General features: G+C 62.8%; 10 protein-coding genes. All 10 read left to right on the top strand.

Annotated features, from left to right (window positions below; all coding sequences use genetic code 11):
* The first annotated feature begins 268 nt into the window (after positions 1-268).
* The 10 genes from Q0J81_RS09135 (at position 269) to Q0J81_RS09090 (ending at position 8,390) form a co-directional block, all read left to right on the top strand.
* On the top strand, positions 269-847 hold the full coding sequence (locus Q0J81_RS09135; protein WP_294447340.1) for an urease accessory protein UreE: 579 nt from the start codon (positions 269-271) through the stop codon (positions 845-847).
* Positions 848-866: 19 nt separating this feature from the next.
* Positions 867-1,631: an urease accessory UreF family protein gene (locus Q0J81_RS09130; protein ID WP_294447339.1), complete on the top strand. Its 765-nt coding sequence runs from the start codon at positions 867-869 to the stop codon at positions 1,629-1,631.
* Between the two features lie 13 nt (positions 1,632-1,644).
* Positions 1,645-2,304, top strand: a complete 660-nt coding sequence (gene ureG, locus Q0J81_RS09125) for an urease accessory protein UreG (protein WP_294447338.1) — start codon at positions 1,645-1,647, stop codon at positions 2,302-2,304.
* Positions 2,297-3,295, top strand: a complete 999-nt coding sequence (locus Q0J81_RS09120) for an urease accessory protein UreD (protein WP_294447337.1) — start codon at positions 2,297-2,299, stop codon at positions 3,293-3,295. The genes ureG and Q0J81_RS09120 overlap by 8 nt, the downstream gene beginning before the upstream one ends.
* A 19-nt stretch (positions 3,296-3,314) precedes the next feature.
* Entirely contained in the window at positions 3,315-4,307 is a 993-nt protein-coding gene (yut, locus tag Q0J81_RS09115; protein WP_294447335.1) for an urea transporter, read from the top strand.
* A 12-nt stretch (positions 4,308-4,319) separates the two neighbouring features.
* A complete protein-coding gene (locus tag Q0J81_RS09110; protein WP_294447334.1) occupies positions 4,320-5,534 on the top strand; it encodes an ammonium transporter in 1,215 nt (404 codons plus the stop codon).
* Between the two features lie 179 nt (positions 5,535-5,713).
* Positions 5,714-6,073, top strand: a complete 360-nt coding sequence (gene crcB / locus Q0J81_RS09105) for a fluoride efflux transporter CrcB (protein WP_294447333.1) — start codon at positions 5,714-5,716, stop codon at positions 6,071-6,073.
* Positions 6,074-6,176: 103 nt separating this feature from the next.
* The gene (crcB, locus tag Q0J81_RS09100) at positions 6,177-6,578 is read left to right on the top strand and encodes a fluoride efflux transporter CrcB (RefSeq protein WP_294447332.1); all 402 of its coding nucleotides are present in this window, start codon (positions 6,177-6,179) and stop codon (positions 6,576-6,578) included.
* The gene (locus Q0J81_RS09095; protein WP_294447331.1) at positions 6,575-6,847 is read left to right on the top strand and encodes a GIY-YIG nuclease family protein; all 273 of its coding nucleotides are present in this window, start codon (positions 6,575-6,577) and stop codon (positions 6,845-6,847) included. The genes crcB (Q0J81_RS09100) and Q0J81_RS09095 overlap by 4 nt, the downstream gene beginning before the upstream one ends.
* Positions 6,848-7,163: 316 nt before the next feature.
* Positions 7,164-8,390, top strand: coding sequence for a translocation protein TolB (locus Q0J81_RS09090; protein WP_294447341.1), 1,227 nt, complete (start codon positions 7,164-7,166; stop codon positions 8,388-8,390).
* The last annotated feature ends 205 nt before the right edge of the window (positions 8,391-8,595 follow it).

Below are 8,595 nucleotides of genomic sequence, written 5' to 3'. Positions count from 1 at the left end.
AAAGGCCCGTCTCGGCAGGACACGCTGTACGGGTTCGAGGCCTGCACGCTTCGGGGCAGGGCTTCGCCGCAGGTGAAGGCAAAGGCCCGGCCCCTCGCGCGGCATCCGCCTGAAGGCAGGGCCCGGAGCCGCAGGAACGGTGTTCGGACATGAATGGCCTCCGGGCGCTTCGGAGACGTTTCGGAGCGCCCGGAGAGCGTTTCTGTCCGAGAAGGGCGTCCCGTGAGGGGAACGCCGTGGAAACAAGCAAAAGCGACAGGGGGAGAGTGTGGAAGTCATTGAAAAGGTACTGGGCAACAGAGCCGATGCGGCATGGGCCGCGCGCCTTGGCGACGCTTCCGTGGACTGGCTGGAGCTTTCCCAGTGGGATGCGCAGAAGAACCGTCTGCGCAAGGAGACCGCGGGAGGCAGGAGCATGGCCGTGGCTCTGGAAAGAGGGGAGAGCCTGCGCGACGGCGACGTGCTGGAATGGGATGAGGCAGCCCGCAGCGCCGTAGTGTGCCGTATACGCCTGTGCCCCGTCATGGCCGTGGACCTGACGGGACTTGCCGCCTTCGGCGTGGACAGGGCCGTTGCCTCCGCAGTGAGACTCGGGCACGCGCTCGGCAATCAGCACTGGCCCGCCGTAGTGAAGGACGGCGTGGTGTACGTGCCCATGACGGCGGATGAGAAGGTCATGAGCGCGGTCATGGACACGCACGACATTGCCGGCGTGACTTACGCCTTTTTGTCCGGCGAGAGTGTGTACGATCTTCTGTCCGGCGAAGAAGCAAGGCTTCTGTTCGGCGGGGCGGAGGCGCCGATTGCCGGACACGGGCATCACCATCACGGCCATCATCACGGCTGAGTCGTAAACGGAGGAGGCCGTGGACATTCTCTCTCTGGTCAGGCTGATGCAGTTCGGCGACTCCATGCTGCCCACGGGGGCGTTCGCCTTCTCGAGTGCGCTGGAAGCCGCGGCGCAGACGGGCGTGGTGCATGACGTGCGCACGCTTCAGCAGTACGTGGTGTCGGCGCTCAGACAGGCGTCCTCGGGCGACGCCGTGGGGCTTGTCTTTGCCATGCGCGCGCTTGCCGCCGACCCGGTGAGCGCCGGAGGCGAAGTGTCGGAAAAGACGCTGACGCGGCTTCGGGACGTGGATGCGGCGCTTTTCCGGCGCAAGCTCCCCGAGGAGTTTAGGGACATGATGACCAAAACCGGCTGCAAGCTCGCGGAACTCGGGGTGAAGACCGCGCCTTCGCCTCTTCTCTCGCGCTGGCTCTCGCAGATTTCCTCGGGCAGCACGCCGGGGTCGTATCCCGTGTCGCTGGCGGTGCTCTTTGCCGCCACGGCCTTTGCCGGAAAGCCCGTGCGGGGCGCGGACGGCAGGGAAGAGGAGATGCTCTTTCAGGAAGGCCTCACCGTGTATTTCTACGGCGTGGCCATGGGCATTCTGAATGCCTCGCTCAGGCTCATGCGCGTGACCCATCTGGACGCGCAGGCCATTTTGTACCGCACCTCCGCGCAGTTTGAACCGCTTTGCGAACGGGCGCTTTCCACGCCTCTGGAGCGCATGACGGGCTACGCCCCCATGACGGAAATACTTTCCGCCGTTCACGCGCGCTCCCGCGTTCGTCTTTTTATGAGCTGAAGGAGGCTCTTTCATGAAGAAAATTACCCGTATCGGCGTCGGCGGTCCCGTGGGCTCCGGCAAGACAGCCGTCATTGAAGCCGTGGTTCCCGTGCTCATGAAGCGCGGCGTGAGGCCGCTCATCATCACCAACGACGTAGTGACCACCGAAGATGCAAAGCACGTGCAGCGCGAGCTTGCGGGCGTGCTCGAGCCTGAGAAGATCGTGGGCGTGGAAACGGGCGCCTGCCCTCATACCGCCATACGCGAAGATCCGAGCATGAACCTTGCCGCCGTGGAGGAGCTTGAGAAGCGCTTTCCCGACAGCGACGTGGTGTTCATAGAAAGCGGGGGCGACAATCTTACGCTTACCTTCAGTCCGGCGCTTGCCGACTTCTTCATTTACGTCATCGACGTGGCCGCCGGCGACAAGATTCCGCGCAAGAGCGGACCCGGCGTATGCCATTCCGACATTCTGGTCATCAACAAGGAAGACCTTGCTCCGTATGTGGGCGCGAGCCTCGAGGTCATGGATCGCGACTCCAGGCTCATGAGAGGAGATCGGCCCTTCATCTTCACCAACTGCATGACCGGACACAACATCGACGTTCTGGCCGACTGGATCATGCGCGACGCCCTTTTTGACATTCCCGTCCGCGGGAACGGATCAGGCAGCGAGGCCGCCCATGCGTGAGCGCGCCGCCTGTTCGTCCTGTCGCCGCGGGGCGCCCGACTGTTCCAGCTTCGAGGCGGCGGGAAAGGCCATGGAAGAGCTCGAGCGCAGGGCCGTGGAGCTTGAGAACTACCGCGACGAGCCGCCGCAGATGAAAAGCGCCGCCGTGGGCAAGAAGGGATATCTCAGGCTGGAATTCAGGCGCGACGAAAGACTCGGGAGAACCGTGCTGGCCGATCTGGACCGCCGCGTTCCGCTGCTGGCGCAAAAGGCGCTGTACTGGGAGGAGTCGCAGCCGGACATGGCCTGCGTGATCACCATTGCGGCCACGGGATGCGTGGTGCAGGGCGACCGCATGGCGCTGGACGTGCGCGCGGAAAAAAACGCCCATGCTCTCGTGACCACGCAGAGCGCCACCAAGGTGCACGTCATGGATCACAACCATGCCGCGCAGCTTCAGCGTTTCAGGCTGGAGGAGGGAAGCTGGCTGGAATATGTGCCCGATCCGCTCATCCTGCACCGGCACGCGCGCTACGTGCAGGACACCTGGGTCACGCTGCCCGAGTCGGCCTGCTTTCTCTACGGAGAAATGCTTGTGCCCGGCCGCCTGTGGCATCATGAGGAGGAGCTTTTCGGCTTTGATCTGTACTCGGCGGGCTTCCACGTCTGCCGCGAAGACGGCGCGGATCCTCTTTTTGAGGAAAGACTCGTGCTTGAACCCGGCGATGCCTCCTTCTGCAGCGCGGGCGTCATGGACGGCTTTGAAATCTTCGGAAGCATGTTCGCGCTGGTTCCCGAAGCGCTTGTGGACGAGCTTGCCCGCGGGGCGGGAAGCGCCGTGACGAAGGACCTTGCCTGGGGCGCGCTGAAGCTACCCGCAAAGGCCGGCGTGGCGTTTCGCGTGCTCGGGTACGGCGTGGAGAGCGTGCGGGCGAAAATGCGGGAATTTCATTCGCTGGTGCGGGAAAGGGCGCTCGGCAGGCCGCTGCCGCCCGAATTTCTCTGGCGCTGAGCAAAAGGAGAATGCAGGCATGATGAAGAACGGCGACGCACTGACGGCGGACAGAGCCCTCAGCGGCGTAGACTGCGTGACCGCGCTGCTCCGCGGAGCAGGGCAGGTCATGTTTCAGAACTCGGCATGGACGGGACTTTTCTTTCTCTGCGGCATATTCTGGGACGCATGGAATGCGGGCGGCACGGACATGTTCTTCGGTGCGGTCGCCGGTCTTCTTTCAGGCACGGTGACGGCCTGTCTGCTCGGAGCTCCCCGCGCTGAGGTGACGGAAGGGCTGCACGGCTACAACGGCATTCTCGTGGGCTGCGCGCTGCCCGTGTTTCTGGAGGACGGCCCGATGTGCTGGGCGCTCATCGTGCTGGGAGGCGCGTTTTCCACCGTCATCATGATGGCGGTCTCCCGTGTGTTCTCCTCGTGGAAGGTTTCGGCCATGACCGGTCCCTTCGTGTTCGCCACATGGTTCATTCTGCTTGCCTCCTACAGCTTTTCCGGCTTCGATGCCGTGGCCCTGCCGCATCCCGCCCTGCCTGCCCTGCCTCATGACTCCGTGGCCTTCTTCGGGCCGGAAGCCCTTTTCATTTCCAGCCTTTGCGGCGTGTCTCAGGTTTTTCTCGTAAACGACCCGGTGACGGGCGCGCTTTTCCTTGCCGGTCTTGCGCTCTCGTCGCCCTTTGCCGCTCTCTTCGCCTGGTGCGGTTCGCTCGTGGCCATGGTCACGGCGCTTCTGCTCGGCGCGGACGGCGCGGCCGTAGGCGCGGGACTCTACCAGTTCAGCGCCGTGCTTACGGCCATAGGCCTTGGCACCACCTTCTATCGTCCGGGCTGGCGGGTCATGCTTTATGCCCTGCTGGCCACGGTGTTCACCGTGGTGGCTCAGGGCGCGCTCAACGTGGCGCTCGCCCCTCTGGGCATCCCCACGCTCACGTTTCCCTTCGTCATTGCCGCGTGGCTCTTTCTGCTTCCGCACGTCGGACTCGATCCTCGCGGCAATGCTTCACCTTCAGCCTGACGGGAGTGTTTCATGTACGCAGTCGATTCGGGAGATACCGCCTTCATCCTGCTCTGCACGGCGCTGGTGTGTCTCATGACCCCCGGGCTCGCCTTCTTCTACGGCGGACTCGTGCGGCGCAAGAACGTGCTCACCATCATGATGCAGAGCTTCATTTCCATGGGCGTCATTGCCGTCGTGTGGATATTCGGCGGCTTCAGCCTGGCCTTCGGGCCCGACGTGGGCGGCGTGATAGGCGACATCACCTATCACTTCGCGCTGGACAAGGTGGGAGCAGCACCCAGTCCCGATTACGCCACCACGGTTCCCTTCATCCTTTTCTTCGCCTATCAGCTCATGTTCGCCGTCATCACGCCCGCGCTCATCACGGGCGCGTTCGCGGGCCGCTTCAACTTCCGCGGCTATCTGCAGTTCCTCGTGCTGTGGATGATCTTCGTCTACATTCCCGTGTGTCACTGGGTATGGGGCGGCGGGTTCCTCGGCAGACTCGGCGTGGTGGACTTTGCGGGCGGCATCGTGGTGCACGTGAACGCAGGCTTTGCCGCACTTGCCACGGTATTCTTCCTCGGCCCGCGCGATGACGTGGCTCCGGGCGCTCATCCCGAACCCAACAACCTCCCGCTCGTGGCCGTGGGCGCGGGCCTTCTGTGGTTCGGCTGGTTCGGCTTCAATGCGGGCGGGGCCTACGCGGGCGACGGCCTTGCCGCATACGCCTTTACCAACACCACCATAGCAGGTTCCATCGCCATGCTTGTCTGGATGGTGCTCGACTGGCATTTTGCCAGACGGCCTTCCTTCTCCGGCGTGCTCGTGGGCGCGGTGGCCGGTCTTGCCACCATCACGCCCTGCGCGGGCTATGTTCCGCCGTGGGCGTCCATCATCATAGGCGCGGCCGGAGCCGTGGTCTGCTACTTCTCCCGCTGGGTGCAGGAGAGGCTGCACTTCGACGACGCTCTTGAAGTCTGGCGCGCCCACGGCATGGGCGGCACCTGCGGCGCGCTCCTGGTCGGCGTGTTCGCCTCGGCGGCCATCAATCACGTGCAGGCTGGCGTTGAGCAGTTTTTCCTTCAGCTTTCAGGCATCGTGGTGACCGCAGTGTGGTCCTTCTGCGCCACGTGGGTCATACTCAGGGTCATCAGCCGCTTCGGTCCCATCCGCGTGAACTACGAACAGGAGCTTGAGGGCCTCGACGAGGCTCTGCACGGCGAGTCGGCCTACAGACTGTAGGCGGCGACGGGCAACGCCCCCTCAGGAGGGCGTCGCCCCTCTCTCTCGTCCGGATTCGGCCCGGGCAGGGACAGCTCGTCGGCCGGTCGGGGAACCGCCGGCCTGCCGGACGCGTTTTCTGCCCGGCATTGACAACGCGCCCGAAAGCTCGGATTCTCACTTCCCTTGGAGTGACGCTTATGAATTCTCTCTTGCTTGTCGCGGCGGGCGGCGCGCTCGGCGCGCTGTGCCGCTATCTTACGGGCATGTTCGCTTCGTCCGTGTTCGGGCCGTTCTTTCCTGTGGGAACGCTCATCGTCAACGTGCTCGGCTGTTTCGTCATCGGGAGTGTGTACGCCTCCGAACCTTCGGGACTGCTCGGAGATTTCGTGCTGCAGGGCTTCTGCGGCGCGCTTACGACCTTTTCCACCTTTTCGCTGAACAGCTTCCGGCTTTTTCAGCAGGGCTATGTGGGAAAGGGCGTGGCCAACGTGCTTCTGAACCTGGTGCTCGGCCTTGCCGCCGCGACACTTGGCCTTTTTCTGTTCCGCGTGGACTAGAATCCCGCGCAGGTCGCGGACGGAGAAAAGGCGCGTTGCCGCGTCTGCGTCCGCCGGTTCCGAATTTTTGAACCTCAACGTCCGTGCAGGACGGAGAAAGCATATGACGCAGTTTGCAAAACAGGTTGTGGCGGTGCTGGTGGGCGGCGCGCTCGGCGCAGTGTGCCGCGTCAGGATAAGCTGGATTGTCATGAAAATCTCGGGAGCGCTTTTTCCTTTCGGCATCTTGTGCGTGAACATGACGGGCTCCTTTCTGCTGGGGCTGCTCATGGGCACAGCGTCCAGCGTGAAGCACGGCTACCCCACGGCCACGGCCTTTCTTGCTACGGGATTTTTCGGAGGATTCACTACGTTTTCCTCCTTTGCGCTTGATACCGTGAGTCTCTGGGGTGCGGACCATGCGTTCCTCGCTCTTTTGAACGTCGGACTGAACACGGCCCTCTGCGTGGCGCTTGCGGGACTCGGATGGGCGATCGGCGCACCCCGCAGGGAAAAGCGTTCATGAGATTCTGGAGCGTGTACCTTCTGCGCTGCGCCGACGACACGCTTTACTGCGGCGTGACCACGGACGTGGCGCGCCGCGTGGCCATGCACAACGGAGCTCTGTCCGGAGGCGCAAAGTATACCCGCGCGCGGCGGCCCGTGACGCTGGTGGCCTGCGCGGACGGCTTTTCCTGTTCCGAGGCGCTGCGCCTTGAGCGGAAGGTGAAGCGCCTGCCCCGGGAGCGGAAGACGGAGGTGCTCCGTCTGGCGGCAGCACGGGAAGGCGACTGATGAGCGGCCCTTTAAAAGGGCCTTTTTCATGCGTGAAGACGCAGGATCATGCGCTTCGTCCTCAGTTCTTCGTTTCCACAAAAAGACGCGTGTTGGGCGCTCGTGACGGGCGTTTTTCCTCCGGCAGGGCGCACTTGACCGCAAAGACTCGCGGGAATATGCTCTAGCCTCCCTGGAAAGCCGGTAATACGGTCTTTCCAAAAAATCCATGCAAGGGTGTCACATGCGTAAGATCCTTCATCTTTTTCATAGCGTCCGCGTGGCGGCGCTGCTGGTGTTCGCGCTGGCTTTCGCCGCGCAGTGCCAGGCCGCGACCATGGTGGACATTTACGGTCCCGGTCAGAATCAGATCAAGCTGTCCATGGCGTCTCCGCTCACCGCTCCCGGTCAGCGCGCCACGGCTCTCGGCTCGGAACTGAACGACGCCATCGTGGCCGATCTCAATTTTCTGCCGTTCATGAAGCTCATTCCTTCATCCGCAGTGCTCGGCGGCACGGTGCTCAATGCCTGGCAGGGCGCGGATGTGGACTTCCGCCGTTTCCAGATCGCGGGTGCGGACCTTCTTGTCACCGCGCACTGGCCTTCCGGCGACAGGGAGAATTCCACCGTTGAGCTGCGCGTGTTTGAAACCTATTCGGGCAAGTTTGTGTTCGGCAACGCCTATTCCGGCGTGACCCGTGCCGAAGTGCCCAACGTGGCCGACCGCTTCTGCGATGATCTCATGGCTGCCCTTACCGGGGCGCGCGGTTTCTTCAGCAGCTCCCTTGCCTTCGTGAAGGGCAACGGCAAAAAGCGCGACGTGTGGGTGGTGCGCGCCACCGGTCGCGACCTGCGTCAGGTGACCAATCTTCCCGGCGCCGCCATGTCGCCTTCGTGGTCTCCCGACGGTCGCTATGTGGTCTTCAGCCATATGGACGACAGCACCCATGCCCTCGGCGTGTGGGATCGCCTCAACAACACCGTGAAGCGCGTCCGCTTCCCCGGCAACACCGTCATAGGTCCCTGCTTTCTGCCGGACAACCGCGTGGCCGTGAGCCTTTCCACCGGTCATTATCCCGACATCTTCCTGCTGAACCGTCAGTTCCAGCGTGAACGTCCTCTGGAGCAGAGCGCGGCCATCAACGTGTCGCCTTCCTTTGATTCCACCGGTACCAAGATGGCCTTCACCTCCAGCCGCCTCGGCAGTCCGCAGGTCTTTCTGAAGGACTTTTCCACCGGAACCGTGTCGCGCGTGAGCATGGACGGTTCCTACAACTCCGAGCCCTGCATCAGCCCCGACGGCACGCTCATTGCCTACACCAAGGCCACGCCTTCGGGCTTCCGCATCTTCGTGCATGACATGGTCACGGGCTACGATCAGCAGATTTCCTTCGGTCCCGGCAGAGACGAACAGCCCGCCTTTGCGCCCGACAGCTACTTTGTCGCCTTTACTTCCACAAGGAGCGGAAAGTCTCAGATTTACCTGACCACCCGCCACGGCGGAGAGGCCAAGCTGGTGCCTACCGGAGCGGGCAATGCCTCGTTCCCGAGCTGGGGAAAGTAAAATAATTTAAATTTCTGGGCTAAATCCCCCCCTTGCGAGCTTGACATCCCTAGGGGCGAGGGTAATATGCCGTTCTGCCCGATAAGTGCAGTTTTCTTTCCGTACTCTGTGATAAGAGGGAAGAGCACGGAGAGAGAAATATTATGACTTAACTCTCAGGAGGAGTTATCATGAAGTCTCTGAAGTCTTTTGGCCTGGTTATGGT

It is taken from the genome of uncultured Mailhella sp. (assembly GCF_944324575.1).
Taxonomy (GTDB): domain Bacteria; phylum Desulfobacterota; class Desulfovibrionia; order Desulfovibrionales; family Desulfovibrionaceae; genus Mailhella.
This window is presented reverse-complemented; position numbering and strand designations above follow the sequence as displayed.